At 64.8% G+C, this 16217-nt stretch carries 15 protein-coding genes; 6 read left to right on the top strand and 9 right to left on the bottom strand.

Features of this window, described 5'->3' with window-relative positions; genetic code table 11:
- Positions 1-8: 8 nt before the first annotated feature.
- A complete protein-coding gene (locus ACI48I_RS09750) occupies positions 9-665 on the bottom strand; it encodes an MEDS domain-containing protein (RefSeq protein ID WP_498574051.1) in 657 nt (218 codons plus the stop codon).
- Positions 666-835: 170 nt separating this feature from the next.
- Positions 836-1768, bottom strand: a complete 933-nt coding sequence (locus ACI48I_RS09745; protein WP_498574050.1) for a LysR family transcriptional regulator — start codon at positions 1766-1768, stop codon at positions 836-838.
- A gap of 116 nt (positions 1769-1884) precedes the next feature.
- Here ACI48I_RS09745 and ACI48I_RS09740 point away from each other — a divergent pair, with 116 nt between their 5' ends.
- On the top strand, positions 1885-2784 hold the full coding sequence (locus ACI48I_RS09740) for a DMT family transporter (protein ID WP_498574049.1): 900 nt from the start codon (positions 1885-1887) through the stop codon (positions 2782-2784).
- 85 nt (positions 2785-2869) lie between these two features.
- Here ACI48I_RS09740 and ACI48I_RS09735 read toward each other — a convergent pair whose 3' ends face one another.
- Positions 2870-4945: a CARDB domain-containing protein gene (locus ACI48I_RS09735; protein ID WP_498574048.1), complete on the bottom strand. Its 2076-nt coding sequence runs from the start codon at positions 4943-4945 to the stop codon at positions 2870-2872.
- A gap of 229 nt (positions 4946-5174) precedes the next feature.
- Here ACI48I_RS09735 and ACI48I_RS09730 point away from each other — a divergent pair, with 229 nt between their 5' ends.
- Positions 5175-5879 carry a 2OG-Fe(II) oxygenase gene (locus ACI48I_RS09730; protein WP_193687096.1) on the top strand — a complete coding sequence of 235 codons (705 nt, stop codon included), beginning with the start codon at positions 5175-5177 and terminating at the stop codon, positions 5877-5879.
- 100 nt (positions 5880-5979) lie between these two features.
- On the opposite strand, the gene pepA is transcribed toward ACI48I_RS09730, so the two are convergent.
- The 4 genes from pepA to ACI48I_RS09710 all read right to left on the bottom strand — a co-directional run bounded on the left by pepA (position 5980) and on the right by ACI48I_RS09710 (position 10115).
- Entirely contained in the window at positions 5980-6834 is an 855-nt protein-coding gene (gene pepA / locus ACI48I_RS09725; protein WP_193687097.1) for a flocculation-associated PEP-CTERM protein PepA, read from the bottom strand.
- A gap of 231 nt (positions 6835-7065) precedes the next feature.
- Positions 7066-8940, bottom strand: a complete 1875-nt coding sequence (gene dxs / locus ACI48I_RS09720; RefSeq protein WP_193687098.1) for a 1-deoxy-D-xylulose-5-phosphate synthase — start codon at positions 8938-8940, stop codon at positions 7066-7068.
- Positions 8941-9849: a polyprenyl synthetase family protein gene (locus ACI48I_RS09715; protein ID WP_498574047.1), complete on the bottom strand. Its 909-nt coding sequence runs from the start codon at positions 9847-9849 to the stop codon at positions 8941-8943. It lies immediately after the preceding gene.
- Complete coding sequence (locus tag ACI48I_RS09710) at positions 9849-10115, bottom strand: exodeoxyribonuclease VII small subunit (protein ID WP_193687099.1); 267 nt, start codon at positions 10113-10115, stop codon at positions 9849-9851. Before ACI48I_RS09710 ends, ACI48I_RS09715 begins: the two co-directional genes overlap by 1 nt.
- 365 nt (positions 10116-10480) lie before the next feature.
- Here ACI48I_RS09710 and ACI48I_RS09705 point away from each other — a divergent pair, with 365 nt between their 5' ends.
- The 4 genes from ACI48I_RS09705 to ACI48I_RS09690 are packed head-to-tail and all read left to right on the top strand — an operon-like array spanning position 10481 to position 14293.
- Entirely contained in the window at positions 10481-11581 is a 1101-nt protein-coding gene (locus tag ACI48I_RS09705) for an aromatic ring-hydroxylating oxygenase subunit alpha (RefSeq protein ID WP_193687100.1), read from the top strand.
- A 3-nt stretch (positions 11582-11584) separates the two neighbouring features.
- On the top strand, positions 11585-12487 hold the full coding sequence (locus tag ACI48I_RS09700; protein ID WP_498574046.1) for a DMT family transporter: 903 nt from the start codon (positions 11585-11587) through the stop codon (positions 12485-12487).
- Between the two features lie 22 nt (positions 12488-12509).
- Entirely contained in the window at positions 12510-13433 is a 924-nt protein-coding gene (locus ACI48I_RS09695; RefSeq protein WP_498574045.1) for a DMT family transporter, read from the top strand.
- A gap of 8 nt (positions 13434-13441) precedes the next feature.
- Entirely contained in the window at positions 13442-14293 is an 852-nt protein-coding gene (locus ACI48I_RS09690) for a sulfurtransferase (protein WP_498574044.1), read from the top strand.
- A 135-nt stretch (positions 14294-14428) separates the two neighbouring features.
- Here ACI48I_RS09690 and ACI48I_RS09685 read toward each other — a convergent pair whose 3' ends face one another.
- On the bottom strand, positions 14429-15145 hold the full coding sequence (locus ACI48I_RS09685) for a ZIP family metal transporter (RefSeq protein ID WP_227496724.1): 717 nt from the start codon (positions 15143-15145) through the stop codon (positions 14429-14431).
- 129 nt (positions 15146-15274) lie between these two features.
- Positions 15275-16171, bottom strand: a complete 897-nt coding sequence (locus ACI48I_RS09680; RefSeq protein ID WP_498574043.1) for a dienelactone hydrolase family protein — start codon at positions 16169-16171, stop codon at positions 15275-15277.
- Positions 16172-16217: the final 46 nt, after the last annotated feature.

The following is a 16217-nucleotide window of genomic DNA, read 5'->3' as shown; positions in this document are numbered from 1 at the left end:
GACACGCGTCAGCTCCCGGCGACGGGCTGGACGCGGCCGGCAGCCTTGCGCGCCTCGATTTCCTGAAGCATCTGCTCAGCCGGGACGAAGAACGGGTTTTCCTGGAGAATGCCGCCAATGATGATCATCGGGTGGGTGCGCATGATGTCGATCACGACGCTGGCGTCGAACTGGGACAGGTCGTAGGTGCAGACCACGGGGTCATGCTGTTCGGGCAGCGCGCGATTGAGCCGTGCCTCGTATTCGACGATCTCGTGCGCGCCGGGCCGGTCTTCGAGCGCCCACTCCATGTTCGCGACATTGCGCGAGATGGTTCCCGGCGGCGTCTTGCCGGGCGCGAGCATCTCGAGCAGGGTAGCGATCATGCGGTCCTGGTCGAAACGGCCATCCTTCAGATAGGTGTCGTCCCAGGTCAGGACCTCGAGCTGCCCTTGCGCCTGCGCAGCCCCGGTATCGACCCCCTCCTGGCGCAGGCGCTCGAGGTGCGCGGCGCGGCGCTCGGGCTGGACGATATGGAAGGCCCGGTCACCGCGTTCGAAGCCTTCCATGATGAAAGGCAGGAGCACCCGGTATTCTTCTTCCCTGGTATGGAAAAAAGCGCAGGCATGGCAGGAGTGCTTCAGGGCGGAACCCGCCAGGTTGACGGGTCTGGTTTCGGTCGACATATGCGCACGGATGAAAAAGTGAGCACGGCCGCAATGATGGTGCGCTGCGCTCGGGATTGTCCAGGTATGCCCGGAAGGAACAGGGTCGCCCGCACTTCGTCGGGCGCTGCCGTTCAGTGTAACAGAGGCGCCGCCGACCTCTCCGGCCGGGACGCTGGCCAAGCCATTTTTCACCCCGGCTGGAACCCATCCCACCCCGGCCGCTCGCCGATCTGCTCGACCAGATAATCGATAAACACGCGCACCTTCGGCGGCAGGAAACGGTTTTCCAGGTAGACCGCATACAGCCGGTCGCCGAAAGCGCCGACCGGCCTCCACTCCGGCAGCACCGGCAGCGCAGCGCCGCTCCCGATATCCTCGCCCACGACATAGGTCGGCAGCAGCGCGATGCCGCCGCCACGCAGCATCGCCAGGCGCAGCGCCGGGCTGCTGTTGGCGCACATGGCGCTGTCGACCCTGACGCTTTGCTGGACCCCTTCGCGTTCGAACTGCCAGGTCAGCGGTGCGCCCGAGGTGCCGAAGGTCAGGCAGCGGTGGGCCGCCAGTTCCGCGATGCTTGCGGGCGTGCCGTTCTTGTCGAGGTAGGCGGGCGAGGCCGCAACCACGTAGCGGATCGGGGCGATCGGCCGCGCCACGGCGCTCAGCATGTCGATGCGCGGGGCCATGCGCAGGGCGACGTCGATGTTTTCCTCGACCAGGTCGACATAGCGGTCGGTCATCGACAGGACGACGCGAATGTCCGGATAGCGCGCCATGAAGTCGGGCAGCAGGCCACCCAGATACGTGTTCCCGAAGGCGAGCGAAGCGCTCACGCGCAGGGTACCGCCCGGCCCCGCTCGCAGGCCGGCGGCCGTGGCCTCGAGCGCGCGCGCTTCCTCCAGCATGCGCAGGGCGTTCCGGAAGATGGCATTGCCTGCCTCGGTCAGGCCCAGTTTGCGTGTGGACCGGTTCAGGAGCCGGGCGTGCAGTGTCTTCTCCAGGCGCGCCACCTGCTTGCTGATACTCGCCTTGGTCGTGTCCATCTGGCGCGCGGCCCCGGAAAAGGAACCGGTTTCGACGACGCGCACAAAAGCCCAGATATCGGAAAAATCGCGTGGCTGCATTTCTCTCCTCTTTCGCTCACCGTATCGCTTTTGGAAACAATCAGTTCTTCGTTTGATGGATTGTATCCCTGTTATGTCCGGCCTAAGCTGGCCTGACATCCTCACCGGAGAATTTGATGACGACGACAACCAGGCTGTCGGCCCCAGCGGCCATCCATGTGGGCAGCCTCGCCCTGCCCCTGCTCTTCATTGCGATGTGGAGTTCGGGCTATGTGGTCGGCAAGCTGGCCGTGCCCTATGCCGCACCGTTCACCTTGCTGACGCTGCGCTTCGGGCTGGGCGCCGCGCTACTGTTGCTGGTCGCGCTGGCCTCGCGTGCACCCTGGCCGAAGGACCTGAAAGCATTCGGCCACCTGGTCGTGGTCGGCCTGCTGATCCAGGCGCTGCAGTTCTCGGGGCTGTACACGGCGCTGAAAATGGGCGTATCGGCGGGAGAATCGGCGCTGATCGTCGGCACCATGCCCGTGTTCACGGCCCTCGGCGCGGCCCTGATGCTGGGCGAGCGGAGCAGCATGAAACAGTGGCTCGGCATGCTGGGCGGCGTGCTCGGCGTGCTGCTGGTGGTCTGGCACAAGCTGGGTAGCGGCACTGCGGGCCTCGGGGCCTACGCCGCCGCCGTGGTGGCCCTGGCCGGCATCACGCTCGGCACCCTCTACCAGAAAAAATACTGCGCCACGATGGACCTGCGCACCGGCGGCTTCGTGCAGCTGGCCGTCGCCACCCTGGTCGCCCTGCCGCTCTCGCTCGGCCTGGAAGGCTTCGACGTGCGCTGGACGCCGACGATGGTCTTTGCCTCCGGCTGGCTCTCCATCGTGAATTCGATCGGCGCCAGCAGCCTGCTGTTCGTCCTGATGCGCAAGGGCGAAGCGAGCAAGGTAGCCAGTCTGTTCTACCTGATCCCGGGTGTCACGGTGCTGATGGCCTTTGCCGTGCTGGGCGAAACCCTGAACGCGCTGACGCTGGCGGGGTTCGTCGCGACCGGCGGCGCGGTCTGGTTCTGCACGCGGGCGCGCTAGGCGCTGCCGGCGCACCGCAAAAGAAACGGGCTGCAGCCCGGTATGACACCGTGCATGCAGCCCGCCGTGCCCGAAGGCCTGTGGCTTACTTGAAGTAGACGCTGGCCTGGGTCTTGTTATTCGACTCGTCCGATTCGGACACCGCATTGGCCGGATCCGCGACTGCAGTCACGACGTGCGTGCCGCGCGTGCGCGTGGTCGGCCAGACGATGCTGACGTCGGCACTGGCGCCCGGCTGCAGGCTCACCGGCGCACTGGTGCCGACGGTGGACGTGTCTTCCATGAACTTCACCACGGCGCCGGACGCCGCGCTGCTGCCCTTGTTGGCGACCGTCGCCACCAGCGTGGCCTTCGAGTTCACCTGCGTCGCACGCACGCTCGTCACCACCAGGTCGGGCTGGTCGAAGCGGGCGAACAGGCGCCGGCCGTCGGCCTGGCGCGCGATCGAAGCCAGCTCGGTATGGTAGCCGTTGGCCGGATCGTCGGCAGGCGACGGATTGGTGGCGCAGGCCAGGGTGCAGCCGTCGGCATAACCGACCAGCAGGCGGCCCTCGGCGTCCACGGTGGCGTCCATGAAGTCGAGCAGGTTACGGCAAGGGTTGGAACCGCCGCCCATCCAGATGCAGCCGGCCTGCACCGGATCGGTCGGGGTGGCGTCGGTGGTCACCCAGCTCTTGCCGCCATCGTAGGTATGCGCCACGTACAGGTGCCACAGGCCCGCGAAAGCGGCATCCTGGAAGTTGCCCGCGGTCTTGGTGCCGAGATAGGCGAAGGCGGCGCGGTCGCCGTCGCCGGCCACCACGGCCGGGAAGGTCACGTTCTGCACGCCGAACTGGGCGCTGAGGTCCTGGTCGTCGGTCCAGGTCTGGCCGCGGTCGCGCGACACCGCGACGCGCGGATGGCCGTCGGCGTTCGCGTAGCCGTAATAGACGGTGCCATCGCTGCCGATGCCGACCGACGGGTCGCTCTCGCCGGCCAGGCTGTTCGGTACCGTGCGGATGGTCCAGGTCATGCCGTTGTCAACCGAGACCGCGAGGCCCTGCTGGCCGCCGCAGCTCTTGTTCGGCAGGTAGACCGTGCCATCCGGCGCAACCTTGACGTGGCCATGCAGGCCGCCGCATTGCTCGATGGTATAGACCGGCATCGACGGGCCATAAGTCAGGCCGCCGTTGTCGCTGCGTGCGCAGGTCGCCGCGACCAGGCTCTGCGAGCAGTAATACACGGCGTGCGGATAGCTCCCCAGCAGCGGCTCGAGGCCCGGCACATAGGCGCCGCCGCCGATGCTCTGGTGGTCGACGCCCTGGCCCACGCCGCCGCCCTGGGTCGGCGTCCAGGTTTCGGCATCGTCGTCGGTGTAGCAGGACAGGCTGTTGACGACCGGATTGGCCAGCAGCTGGGATTCGATGGTGCGGCCCAGCTTCGAGTCGGTCCACAGGATCGGGTCGAGGCCGGTCACCGCGGTGCATTGCGGCGGTGCGGCGCTCTTCGCCACCCAGGTGGCGGAGGCAGGCTTGACGCTGTCGTCGAAGCCAACGCGCAGGGTCTGGGTATTCGACTGGAACATCACCTTGCCGGACTTCCAGTTGGCGCCGATCGAGGGTTCCCCCGCGTTCTTGCCGAGCCCGCTGGCGGCCGGCGGCTGGTAGCTCGTATAGCTGGGCGACGGACCGCTGCCGGGAGCCGGCGCGACCGGCTTCGCTGCGAGTTCGACGCTGGCGCTGATGCTCTCGCCCAACGGCGCGAACGGCACGATGCGGATGGTGTAGGTGCCGGTCACCGCGGGCAACACGGCGACCTCGGGGTCGCTCGACGAAGCGGCCGAACCGACGATGTTGCCGGCCTCGTCCAGCACGTACAGGTCGAAGTCCGCGCTGGCGTTGGCCCATTGCACGCGCACGGTCAGGTTGTGGTCCGCCGCGTACGCGGCAGGCACGTCGACCTTCAGCGTGAAGTCGTCGCACGGCAAGGCGGCATTGCAGGTGACACTGCCGGCCAGTCCGCTGGTGTTGGGCACCAGGAAAGGGCCGGACGTATAGGCCGTCGAGGTCGTTCGGTCGGTAACGCTGCCTGCCGCCGGGTTGGCGGCGCCGGCGATTCCCGCGTGCAGCCCTGCGTACAGTAGCGCAAGGCCGAGCGGCATGGTAGACCACTTCGTTTTCATCGATTATCTCCATTGACGCGCAGGTAGGCTGGCAGAACCGTTCCGCTCGGTGAGGCCTCCCGCGTTCTGATACATACGGTATCAAAACTCGTCAATACGGGTTGCACGATAGAAATGCATGCGTCCTCGACGCGCAGGCAAGGCCAGCGTCCACGGCAGCCTGCAGCGCGGTACACTGATGGGCACAATCCACCCCAACAGTGCAACCCACCAGCGAACAGGATCGACCTTGGACGACTTCATCGGCATCTACGACAACGCCCTCACGCCCGAACAATGCGACGCGATCATCAACCGTTTCAATGCCAGCGACAAGGTCGTGCGCGGGCGCACCGGCAACGGCGTCGACACCAGCAAGAAGGACAGCTGGGACCTGACCATCGGCCCGCACAAGGAATGGCATGACGTCGGCAACCTGATGATGTCTGCCGTGGCACAGCATCTGACGGCGTATATCGACCAGTACCGCGCGCTGGTGCTGGGCGCGCTGGCGCCGATGGTGGCGCATCCGCGCACCGGCCAGCCGGTGGCCCTGTCGCTGGAGAATTTCGACGAATGCGGCCGGCCGCATCTTGGGGCGCTGCTGCAGTCGATGTACCGCTGCGGGCCGATCAACCTGCAGAAGTATTTGCAGGGGACCGGCGGCTACCACCACTGGCATTCGGAAGTCTATCCGCAGAACGCCAGCTGCGAGACGTTGCACCGGGTGCTGCTGTTCCAGTTTTATCTGAACGATGTGGCGCAGGGCGGCGAGACCGAATTCCTGTACCAGGGGCGCAAGGTGGAAGCGCGCAAGGGACGCCTGATCATCGCGCCGGCCGGGTTCACGCATACGCACAAGGGACATGTGCCGGCCAGCGGCGACAAATACATCGCCACCTCGTGGATCCTGTTCCGGCGCGCCGAGGAGCTGTTCGGGAAGCCCGCGGGCTGACAGGCCAGGACGGGACAGGGCCATAAAAAAAGCCGGTCAGCGTGGCTGACCGGCTTTTTTTGAGTCCGCCCTTTTTCAAGGGCGGCACATTCAAACTACATTACGCCTTCTTGGCGCGCTTGCGGCTCACGACGCCAGCGCCCAGCATGGCGATGCCGAACAGGGCCAGCGAACCTGGCTCTGGCACTTCAGCCAGTTTGAACTGACCGTTGTTGCTGACAAAGAAGCTGCCTGGGGTGTTGGCGTAAGCCGAACCGTTGCAACCGTTGCCGGTGAAATTGGCGTACTGGCAAGCGACTTCGTCGACCAGGATGCTGGTCGGGTTAGCGACGGTGTTGGCGTTGGTGAAGGCGAAGGCCATGATCGACTCGGTCGACAGGTCCTGGCCGTTTTCACGGAAGAAGTAGCCCGAATCCAGCGAACCCTGGCTAGCCTTGGCCAGCACGGTGACTTGACCGTTGTTGGTTGGCGAGCCGCTTGCATCGACCAGACCGCCGCCGCCGGCCAGCACGGTGAACTCGGCGATCATGTTGCCCTGGTTGGCACCGTAGATGCCAGCCGACGTGCCGTACTGGTTGGTCGCGTTCTGGTACATGCGGATGGTGCCGCCGCTGAAGCTGAAGGCGCCGCTGAAGTTACCGGTACCGGTCGCTTCGAAGGTTGCCGAGATATTGCCGCCTGGGTAGTTCACCGGGAACAGCTGGCTGTTGCTGTCAGCCTGGACGATGTTGAACACTGCGTGTTCCGCGAACGAGAAGCTCGAGCCGCCGGTCGGGTTGATCTGGATGAAGGCGTTGCCGTTCACGTCCAGGTATTCGTTGACTTGCTGGCCGCTGGCATAGCCGCCGCCGATTGGATTGAAGACCCAGTCGTTCAACACGGTAGCGGCGTTAGCGCCACCGGCGACGGTCATTGCAACAGCTGCGGCACAAGCGAGTTTTTTCAGGAATTTCATGATCAGTCATTTCTCTTCAGTTGGGTTGTAGCCTCTATATGCAATACCCGTGCCAGCTAAGGCGATTACTTACAAATCAATGACTTAGGGTAAATTGTTACTGATGACATACGGCAACTGTAAAGTTTTCCGATTTATTTATCCTATCATTTCAGGTTTTTGAAACGATTATTTCTATTGCGCAATGAAAAAAAGCGGCGCATCAGCGCCGCTTTTTTATTTGCTCCTGCTTCAGGTGTTGTTGACCACCAGCCTGGGTTCCCCCGCCGCGCCAAAGCGCGCGCGGATCGAGGCGGCGATGCCCTTGGCATCGAGCCCGACCGAGGCCAGCAGCGCCGCCGGGTCGCCCTGGTCGATGAACTTATCCGGCAGGCCGAGGATCAGCAACGGCTTCACGATGCCGTTTGCGGCCAGTGCTTCGGCCACGGCGCTGCCCGCGCCGCCCATGGTCGCGCCCTCTTCCACCGTCACCAGCACCTCGTGTTCGAGCGCCAGCTGTTTCACCAGCTCGAGGTCGAGCGGTTTCACGAAGCGCATGTTGGCAACCGTCGCATTCAGTTCGCTGGCCGCGCCCAGGCTCGGCGCCACCATCGAGCCGAAGGCCAGGATGGCGATCTTCTCGCCCTTGCGCTTGATCTCGCCCTTGCCGATCTCGATCGAGGTGAGTTCCTGCTGGATGGCCGCGCCGATGCCGGCGCCGCGGGGATAGCGCACCGCCGCCGGACCCGGGTAGTGGTAAGCGGTGGTCAGCATCTGCCGGCACTCGTTCTCGTCGGAAGCCGCCATGACGACCATGTTCGGGATGCAGCGCAGATAGGACAAATCGTAATTGCCGGCGTGCGTGGCACCGTCGGCGCCGACCAGGCCGGCCCTGTCCAGTGCGAAGGTCACGTCCAGGTTCTGCAGCGCCACGTCGTGGATCAGCTGGTCGTAGGCGCGCTGCAGGAAGGTCGAGTAGATCGCGACCACCGGCTTCATGCCTTCGGTGGCGAGGCCGCCGGCGAAGGTCACCGAGTGCTGCTCGGCGATGCCGACGTCGAAATAGCGCTCCGGGTATTGCGCATGGAAGCGCACCATGCCCGAGCCCTCGCGCATCGCCGGCGTGATGCCGACCAGGCGCGGGTCTGCCGCCGCCATGTCGCACAGCCAGTTGCCGAAGACTTCGGTGTAGGTGATCTTCGCGGGCGCCGTGGCCGGGATGATGCCCTCGGTCGGATTGAATTTGCCGGTGCCGTGGTACAGGATCGGTTCGGCCTCGGCCAGCTTGTAGCCCTGGCCCTTTTTTGTGACCACGTGCAGGAACTGCGGGCCCTTGAGCTTCTTGATGTTTTCCAGCGTCGGGATCAGCGAATCGAGATCATGGCCGTCGATCGGGCCGATGTAATTGAAACCGAATTCCTCGAACATCGTGGCCGGAACCACCATGCCCTTCGCGTGTTCCTCGATCTTGCGCGCCAGGTCGAGCACGGGACCGGGCAGCACGCTTTTACCGACCGTCTTGGCGGCGGCGTAGAACTGGCCGCTCATCAAGCGCGCCAGGTAGCGGTTCAGCGCGCCCACCGGCGGCGAGATCGACATGTCGTTGTCGTTCAGGACCACCAGCAGGTTGCAGTCTTCCTCAACGCCCGCATTGTTCAGCGCCTCGAAGGCCATGCCGGCCGTCATCGAGCCGTCGCCGATCACGGCGATCGCGTGGCGGTGCTCGCCCTTCAGCTTGGCGGCGGCGGCCATGCCGAGCGCGGCCGAGATCGAGGTCGACGAGTGCGCGGTGCCGAAGGTGTCGTATTCGCTTTCGTCGCGCTTCGGGAAGCCCGACAGGCCGTTCAGCTGGCGCAGCGTGTTCATGCGCTCGCGGCGGCCCGTGAGTATCTTGTGCGAATAGGTCTGGTGGCCCACGTCCCAGACGATGCGGTCGTGCGGCGTCTCGAACACGTAGTGCAGCGCGATGGTCAGTTCGACCGTCCCCAGGTTCGAGGACAGGTGGCCACCCGTTTTCGAGACCGAATGCAGCAGGAACTGGCGCAGCTCGTCCGCGAGCGGCGTCAGTTGCGTGCGCGGCAGCATGCGCAGGTCAGACGGGTCGTTGATGGTTTCTAGCAGTTTCATTTAGGCCTTCCGCTGCACGATCAGGTCCGCGAGTTCGCGCAGCCGCAGTGCTTGTTCTCCAAATGGCGCCAGCGCGTCATGCGCGTCGCGCCGCAATTTCTGCGCCAGTGCTTTCGATTCTTCCAGGCCGAGGATCGACACATAGGTCGGCTTGTTGTCGGCCGCATCCTTGCCGGCGGTCTTGCCGAGCGTGGCCGAATCGGCCGTGGCGTCGAGCACGTCGTCGACGACCTGGAACGCCAGGCCGACCGCCTTCGAATAGGCTTTTAAACTTTCCAGTTCGGCGTCAGTCAACTCCTTGCCGCACAGGGCGCCCAGCAGCACCGATGCGCGCAGCAGGGCGCCGGTTTTCAGCTGGTGCATGCGCTCGAGCTGCTCGAGGCTCAAGGCCAGGCCGACGCTGTCGAGGTCGATCGCCTGGCCGCCGCACATGCCGCTCGAGCCCGCCGCTTCGGCCAGCAGGCGCAGCATGCCGATCAGGCGCACGGGCGGCAGCGTGTCGGTTCCGCTCAGTACCTGGAAAGCCTGGGCCTGCAGCGCGTCGCCGACCAGCAGGGCGGTCGCTTCGTCGTAGGCGACGTGCACCGTCGGTTTGCCGCGGCGCAGTTCGTCGTCGTCCATGCAGGGCATGTCGTCGTGCACCAGCGAATAGGCGTGGATCATCTCCAGCGCGCTGGCGGCACGCGCCAGTGCCTGCGGGTCGGCTCCGAACAAGGCGCCGCTGGCGTAGACCAGCAGCGGACGCACGCGCTTGCCGCCGCCAAGTACCGTGTAGCGCATCGCCTCGTGCAGCTTGTGCGGCACCAGGTGCGCCGGCGGCAGATAGTCCGAGAGCGCATCCTCGACCTCGGCCTGCACGCCGGCCATCCAGGCTGCGAACGGCAGTTCCTCCGTCAGCATCTGCGTCATTACGCGCCCTCGCCCGCGCCGTCGGCGCTGAAGGGTTTGAGCATGTCGCCCTCGAGCACCTTCACCTGGGACTCGACCTTTTCCAGCTGGGCCGCGCAAAACTTCACCAGCTCCGAGCCGCGCGCATAGGCCGCGACCGAAGCTTCCAGCGGCAGCTGGCCGCCTTCCATCTGGGTGACGAGCTGGGCCAGCTCAGCCATTGCTTCCTCGAAGGAGGCCGGGCTGGTGTTCGACTCCGCTGCTCCCGCGTTTGAATTGATTGCCATAGTGTCTTCTTGTTGGGCCGGCGATCCCGCCATGCGCATCGGGTGCGCCACGCGGGAGTTGAATCGCGTATTTTAAAACAATCCACACCCTAGGGGTGGTCCGGCGCGATTGCCGAGCTGCTAAATAGAACAGTTCGTCGAAAGCGCAACCGCCTTTGAATTCATGAAAACCATGCCTTTCCGGCACTATCTGTGCCATTGCGCACCACAATCACGCGACGGACCACGTTGATCGGGGACGGCTGAGCTCGTTCCACGCTATAATCTCCGGTTCTGTCCGAAATACCGTATTTCCTTCCAAAAAAATACTGGTCTTTGGATTCTTTCTCTTCTTTGCGGTGATGCTTTTATAAAGGGGGGTTGGGATGTCCGATCTGGCTACCCACGCCAAGCTGGCGCGCTCCTGCGCTCAGCTTCCGGTAAATGTATATTTTGACAATGCGCTGTTGCAGCGCGAAATCGAGCAGCTGTTCCAGAAGGGACCGCGCTACGTCGGCCATGAACTGATGGTGCCGGAAACGGGCGATTTCGCGACCCTGCCTTCCGAAAACGAAGGCCGCATGCTCGTGCGCAATGCCAACGGCATCGAGGTGCTGTCCAACGTCTGCCGTCACCGCCAGGCGCTGATGTTCAATGGCCGCGGCAACGCCAACACCATCGTCTGCCCACTGCACCGCTGGACCTACGACCTCAAGGGAGAGCTGATCGGCGCCCCGCATTTCGCGGAGACGCCCTGCCTCAACCTGTCCAAGTCGCCGCTGCAAAGCTGGAACGGCCTGCTGTTCGAGCAGAACGGCTACGACGTGATGGACAAGCTCAAGCAGATGTCGGTCTCGAAGGACCTCGACTTTTCCGGCTACCTGTTCGACCACGTCGAGATCCATGACGTCGACTACAACTGGAAGACGTTCATCGAGGTCTACCTGGAGGATTACCACGTCGAGCCCTTCCACCCGGGCCTGGGCAATTTCGTCTCCTGCGAAGACCTGAAATGGGACTTCGGCCGCGACTACAGCGTACAGACCGTCGGCGTGAACCGCGGCCTGCAGAAGGCCGGCTCGCCGACCTATAAAAAATGGCAGGAAGCGGTCCTGAAGTTCAATGGCGGCAAGGAGCCGAAACAGGGCGCGATCTGGCTGACCCTGTACCCGAACATCATGGTCGAGTGGTATCCGAACGTGCTGGTGGTGTCGACGCTGTGGCCGCTAAGCCCCACGAGGACGCGCAACGTGGTCGAGTTTTATTATCCGGAAGAGATCGCCCTGTTCGAGCGCGAGCTGGTCGAAGCCGAACGCGCGGCCTACATGGAAACCTGCGTCGAGGACGACGAGATCGCCCAGCGCATGGATGCGGGCCGCAAGATCCTGCTCGATCGCGGCGTCAACGAAGTCGGGCCGTATCAATCGCCGATGGAAGACGGGATGCAGCACTTCCATGAGTGGTATCGCAGCAAGATAGACCTGTAACGCATGCCTGGCCTATGGATGCTGTTCGCCAGCTTCGCCTTTGCCCTGATGGGCACTTGCGTGAAGCTGGCGGCCGAACAGTATTCCATTGCGCAGATCGTCACCGTGCGCGGCCTGGTCGGGGTTGCGCTGCTGTTTTTCATGGCCCGTGTCTCCGGCCGTTCCCTCGCCACGAATGAACCGCTGTCCCATCTCTGGCGCGGCCTGCTCGGCGTGATCTCGCTGTGGCTCTGGTTCGCCGCGATTACCCGCCTGCCGCTGGCCACCGCCGTCACCCTCAACTACATGTCGCCGATCTGGACCGCCGTGGCCCTGGTCGGCATGAGCCTGTGGCGCGGTGAACGACGTGTCGCGTGGCCTCTGGTCGGCGCGATCCTCGTCAGTTTCATCGGTGTCGTGCTGGTGCTGCGTCCGGCCTTTGGCGCCGACCAGTGGCTGGGCGGCCTGATGGCGCTCGCTTCCGGCGCCCTGGCCGCGCTGGCCTACCTGATGGTGCGCAGGTTGAGCCGCAAGGGCGAACCGGAATACCGGGTCGTGTTCTATTTTTCGCTGCTGAACGTGGTGGCCGGGCTGGCGGGGATGCTGGCACTGCCTTCCAACCCACCCACGCATCCGTCCAGCTGGGGCGGCGTCGCCCTGCTGCTCGGCGTCGGCCTCACCGGCACCGCCGGCCAGCTGGCACTCACCCGCGCCTACCGCCTCGGGCGCACGCTGGTCGTGGCCAACCTGCAGTACAGCGGCATCGTCTTTTCCAGCCTCCTCGGCGGCTGGATCTGGGGCGACGCTTTTCACTGGACCGTCTGGGCCGGCATCGCCGTGATTCTCGGCTCCTGCATTGCGGCCGGCCTGATGGGACGCCGGGCGGTGCCGGGCACGCCTTCGCAAGCTGCTGTATCGTCTACCTGATTCTTGTAACGACTGGACCGTAATGCCTTCACTTTGGATGCTGTTCGCCAGCTTCGCGTTTGCCGCCATGGGCGCCGGCGTGAAACTGGCCTCCGAGTTCTACACCACCTCCGAACTCCTTTTCTACCGCGGCCTGATCGGCTCCGTGATCCTGTTCGCCATGGTCCGCCACCGCGGCGGCAGCTTCCGCACGCCCTTCCCGAAAGAACACCTGTTTCGCAGCCTTGTGGGCGTGACCTCGCTCTGGCTGTGGTTCTTCGCGATCGGCAAACTGCCGCTGGCCACCGCCATGACCCTGAACTACATGGCGCCGATCTGGATCGCCGCCGGCCTGTTCCTGGCCGGCTGGTGGTCGAAAACGAATACCGTCGAGTGGCCGCTGATCGTCGCCGTGGGCGCCAGCTTCTTCGGCGTCACCCTGGTGCTGCAGCCGGCCGTCGAATCGCACCAGTGGCTGGGCGGCCTGGCCGGCATCTGTTCGTCGGTGATCTCGGCGATGGCCTACATGCAGGTGCGCAAACTGGGGCAGATGGGCGAACCGGAATACCGCGTCGTCTTCTACTTCTCGCTGACGACCGCGGTGGCCGGCCTGGCCGGCGTGCTGGCCGGCGACGGCCAGAGCGTCGGCATGCCCTTCCATGGCCATACGACGGGCGGCGCGGTGCTGCTGCTGGGGATCGGCGCGGCCGCCCTGATGGCGCAGATGGCGATGACGCGCGCCTACCGGGTCGGCAAGGTGCTGGTGGTGGCGAACCTGCAGTACACCGGCATCGTGTTTTCCAGCCTGTGGGGCCTGGCGCTCTGGGGCGACCGCTTCGACTGGCACGTGTGGCTGGGGATCGGCGTGATCCTGGCGTCCGGCATCGCCGCGACGTTCTACAATACGAAGAGCACGCCGAAGGGCGCCGCCATCAAGAAGACCGACCCGATCGCCAGCGAACTGTGAGGAAGCCCATGTACACGACCCTGATTTCCGCCGCCGACCTCGCGGCCCATATCGACGATCCGGACTGGGTCGTCGTCGACTGCCGGCACGACCTCGCCGACCTCGCCTTTGGCCGCGCGGCTTATGCGGCCGGCCACCTGCCGCACGCGCTGTTCGCCGACATGGAAACCGAACTGTCGGGCGAAAAACGCGGAGAAGACGGCGTATTCCGCGGCCGCCATCCGCTGCCCTCGAAGGACGCACTGGTCGACACCCTGCGCCGCTGGGGCGTGAACGACAGCACCCAGGTCGTCGCCTACGACGCCCACGGCGGCATGTACGCGGCAAGGTTGTGGTGGCTGCTGCGCTGGATCGGGCATGAGGCCTCGGCCGTGCTCGACGGCGGGCTGCCGGCCTGGCAAGCCTTGGGACAGCCTTTGTCGGCCGATCCACCAGAGCCGCGCAGGTCCGGCACCATCGCTCTGCACGCGCCTTTCGTACCGACCGTGACGGTGGCCGAGGTACTGGAGAATATCGAGACGGAGAAACGCACCGTGGTCGACGCGCGCGCGGCCGACCGTTTCCGGGGCGAGAACGAGACGATCGATCCGGTCGGCGGGCATATCCCGGGCGCGAAGAACCGCTTCTTCAAGGACAACCTGCACAACGACGGCCGCTTCAAGGCGCCGGAACAGCTGCGTGAGGAATTTTCAGGGGTGATCGATGATCCTGAAAAGGCCATCATGCAGTGCGGGTCGGGGGTGACGGCCTGTCACAACCTGCTGGCGCTGGAGGTGGCGGGGATGCCGGGTGCGGCCTTGTATCCGGGGTCGTGGAGCGAGTGGAGCAGCGATCCGGCGCGGCCGGTCGCAAAAGGGTAAATCGGTCTCGATTGATCGAACGTGCTACCGGGTGGGTACAAGTGCCCACCCTACGGTGCACCACCTTTGCAGGGTGGGCTCCCGAGCCCACGCGTACGTGCCGCGGCATACCCCACCGCGACCGCGAAGCGACCGTTAATGCCCCGCCGTCAAGAACAACACCATCGCCACGCCCAGGCCGATCAACAACACCTGCGGAATCGAATCCTTCACCGTCGCCCGCCTCTGCATCTGCGGCATCAGATCGCTCACCGCGATATAAATAAACCCCGACGACGCGAACACCAGCACGTACGGAATCAGCCCGCTGGCCCGGTCCAGCGTGTAATAGCCGATCAAGCCCCCCGCCACCGACAGCAAACTGCACAGCAGGTTGAACACGTAGGCGCGCATGCGCGAGAAGCCGGCGTTGAGCAGGACGATGAAATCGCCGATCTCGGTCGGGATCTCGTGGGCGACGATCGCCAGCGCCGTGACGATGCCCAGCTCCGGATTGGCCAGGAAGGCTGCCGCGATCAGGATGCCGTCCGTGAAATTGTGCATGCCGTCGCCGATCAGGATCATCCAGCCGGACTTGCCCGCCGCGTGCGCATCGTGGCCGTGGGCGTGATGGTGGCCGTCGCCTTCGTGGTGGTGCGAATGGCGCAGCAGCGCCAGCTTCTCGAGAAAAAAGAAGGCAAGCAGGCCGGCCAGCAGCGCGCCGAACAGCTTGCGCGGGTCGGCGTGCGACTCGAAGGCCTCGGGCAGTGCGTGCAGCAGCGAGGTCGAGAGCATGATGCCGACCGACAGGCTGACCAGCCGCTCCACCATTTTGGAGAGCAGCGTGAACGAAAATACAGCCGCGGCCGAGATGCTGACGACGCCGGCGATCAGGGTCGCCAGCAGGATGGAGATGAGAATCGGGTCGATGTGAGGCCTCTTGTTCTTACTGGGCGTGGCAAGCCGGGCATTGTACCGCTCCCGGCCGGCACGCGTGCTACTTCAGACGACGCCGTGGCTGCGGAACCAGTCCAGCGCGCGCCTCCAGCCGTCCTTCGCATCGGCCTCGTTGTAACTCGGACGGTAGTCCGCATGGAAGGCGTGGCCCGCATCCGGATAGACCACGAATTCCGACTTGCTGTTGCCCTTCGCCAGTTCCGCCTTCATGCGGTTGACCGTGTCGAGCGGAATGCCCGTGTCCTTGCCGCCGTACAGGCCCAGCACCGGGGTTTTGAGGTTGGCGGCGATGTCGATCGGATGCTTCGGCGAGTTCGCCGTCGCGTCGCCGACCAGGCGCCCATACCAGGCTACGCCCGCCTTGACCTTCGGGTTGTGCGCCGCGTACAGCCAGGTGATGCGCCCGCCCCAGCAGAAACCCGTGATGCCGAGGCGCTCGGTGTCCCCTCCCCTTTGCTTCGCCCAGGTGACGACGGTGTCGAGGTCGGACATGACCTGCGCATCCGGGGTCTTGCCGACGATGTCCTTCATCAGGTCGGCGATGTTGGCGACCTTGCCGGCGTCGCCCGCGCGCACGAACAGGTCGGGTGCGACGGCCATGTAGCCGGCCTTGGCGAAGCGGCGCGCCACGTCCTTGATGTGTTCATGGACGCCGAAGATTTCGGAGATGACGAGGATGACCGGCGGGTTGGTCTTGCCCTCGGGCTGGGCCCGGTAGACCGGCACGTCCTGGCCGTTGATGACGATGATGTGGTCGCCGGCCGAGAGGCCCGTGGTATCGGTCTGGACCAGGGTTTGCGCCGTGACCGGCAAGGCAGCAGCGGCAAAGGCGCTGCTGGCGGCGCCGCCGACGGCCACTTTCAGGAACACACGGCGATCGACGCCGTCTTCGAAACTGCTGGCGCCAACGAGGCTGTCGCCGTCCTGTACGAGATCCTTCATGTGCATCCCTCCGGTCGATGGTTGTAAGGTTGACTATCTTACAGCG

This window comes from Massilia sp. LXY-5 (assembly GCF_059801075.1).
The sequence above is the reverse complement of the archived record's forward strand: the minus strand, read 5'-3'. Positions and strand labels throughout refer to the sequence as shown.

Excerpts from the sequence above, each read along its gene's own strand:
- ACI48I_RS09690 (WP_498574044.1), top strand. The coding sequence starts at position 13,442 with ATGTACACGACCCTGATTTCCGCCGCCGACCTCGCGGCCCATATCGAC.
- ACI48I_RS09680 (WP_498574043.1), bottom strand. The coding sequence starts at position 16,171 with ATGAAGGATCTCGTACAGGACGGCGACAGCCTCGTTGGCGCCAGCAGT.
- pepA (WP_193687097.1), bottom strand. The coding sequence starts at position 6,834 with ATGAAATTCCTGAAAAAACTCGCTTGTGCCGCAGCTGTTGCAATGACC.
- ACI48I_RS09750 (WP_498574051.1), bottom strand. The coding sequence starts at position 665 with ATGTCGACCGAAACCAGACCCGTCAACCTGGCGGGTTCCGCCCTGAAG.
- ACI48I_RS09705 (WP_193687100.1), top strand. The coding sequence starts at position 10,481 with ATGTCCGATCTGGCTACCCACGCCAAGCTGGCGCGCTCCTGCGCTCAG.
- ACI48I_RS09695 (WP_498574045.1), top strand. The coding sequence starts at position 12,510 with ATGCCTTCACTTTGGATGCTGTTCGCCAGCTTCGCGTTTGCCGCCATG.
- ACI48I_RS09735 (WP_498574048.1), bottom strand. The coding sequence starts at position 4,945 with ATGAAAACGAAGTGGTCTACCATGCCGCTCGGCCTTGCGCTACTGTAC.
- dxs (WP_193687098.1), bottom strand. The coding sequence starts at position 8,940 with ATGAAACTGCTAGAAACCATCAACGACCCGTCTGACCTGCGCATGCTG.
- ACI48I_RS09740 (WP_498574049.1), top strand. The coding sequence starts at position 1,885 with ATGACGACGACAACCAGGCTGTCGGCCCCAGCGGCCATCCATGTGGGC.
- ACI48I_RS09710 (WP_193687099.1), bottom strand. The coding sequence starts at position 10,115 with ATGGCAATCAATTCAAACGCGGGAGCAGCGGAGTCGAACACCAGCCCG.
- ACI48I_RS09745 (WP_498574050.1), bottom strand. The coding sequence starts at position 1,768 with ATGCAGCCACGCGATTTTTCCGATATCTGGGCTTTTGTGCGCGTCGTC.
- ACI48I_RS09715 (WP_498574047.1), bottom strand. The coding sequence starts at position 9,849 with ATGACGCAGATGCTGACGGAGGAACTGCCGTTCGCAGCCTGGATGGCC.
- ACI48I_RS09700 (WP_498574046.1), top strand. The coding sequence starts at position 11,585 with ATGCCTGGCCTATGGATGCTGTTCGCCAGCTTCGCCTTTGCCCTGATG.